Genomic DNA, 606 nt, shown 5'->3' with positions numbered 1-606 from the left:
TGTCGTTTTCTGTACAACCAGATGCTTAATGACAAGATCCAGGAGTATAAAAAGACAAAGAAGATGTTAAAGAATACACCAGCCATGTATAAAAAGGCGTATCCATTTCTGAAAGAAGTTGATTCGCTGGCGCTGGCAAATGTTCAGCTCCATCTGGAAAAAGCATATAAGAATTTTTTTCGTGATCCTAAGGTTGGATTTCCACGTTTCAAGTCAAAACATCACTCCAAAAACAGCTATACAACAAATGTAGTCAACGGAAATATTCTGGTAGAAGATAACCGGATCCGGCTTCCGAAATTAAAATGGATCTCCATGAAAAAACACAGGGAGCCTGCAGAAAACTGCCGTCTGAAATCAGTGACAGTCAGTATGGAGCCGTCCGGAAAGTATTTTGCAAGTCTGCTGTATGAAGGATACAGCTGCGAAAACCAAGCAGCAGATAAGGATTACAGTAGTGCTAAAATACTTGGGATTGATTATGCGATGCAGGGGATGGCTGTGTTTTCAGAAGAGATTGAGATGGAAGAAGCAGGATTCTTCAGAAAAAATGAAAAAAGGCTGGCAAGGGAGCAGCGTAAACTGTCGAGATGTGTAAAAGGAAGC

The 606-nt window shown here is 40.9% G+C and carries 1 protein-coding gene; it reads left to right on the top strand.

Annotation, left to right across the window (positions count from 1 at the left end; all coding sequences use genetic code 11):
• On the top strand, nucleotides 1-606 hold a 606-nt coding region (locus tag LIR34_RS17560), incomplete at both ends, for an RNA-guided endonuclease InsQ/TnpB family protein (RefSeq protein WP_265107756.1).

The organism is Blautia sp. MSK17_66 (assembly GCF_020538025.1).
Taxonomy (GTDB): domain Bacteria; phylum Bacillota; class Clostridia; order Lachnospirales; family Lachnospiraceae; genus Blautia_A.
This window is presented reverse-complemented; position numbering and strand designations above follow the sequence as displayed.